1 pseudogene is annotated in these 256 nt (G+C 44.9%); it reads right to left on the reverse strand.

The annotated features are described in order from the left end of the window. Positions 1 to 228: pseudogene (locus AAEZ03_RS28120) on the reverse strand (hypothetical protein); the annotation flags it as partial. Positions 229 to 256: the final 28 nt, after the last annotated feature.

Genomic DNA, 256 nt, shown 5'->3' on the forward strand with positions numbered 1-256 from the left:
ATTGGGCAGATCATTAAAGTGCGCCAAAGGATAGCTAATCGCTATCTGTGCGGGTAGACGCAACCATTCTAAAATCGTTTTATTGGCAGCAGGCAAATGATACTTCCCTGCCAATAGCGCAGATTTATTGACCCATTTTAGCGCTTGCCCTTCTAAGCCATAGCAAAGATGGCGATGTTGCTCATACTGCCCTGCTGTCAGCTCAATATTATAGACCTGCAAGCTCACTTGCTTATCCCCATAATCATGATGCAGT

Source organism: Pseudomonas sp. HY2-MNA-CIBAN-0224 (assembly GCF_040310285.1).
Taxonomy (GTDB): Bacteria; Pseudomonadota; Gammaproteobacteria; order Pseudomonadales; family Pseudomonadaceae; genus Aquipseudomonas; species Aquipseudomonas helleri.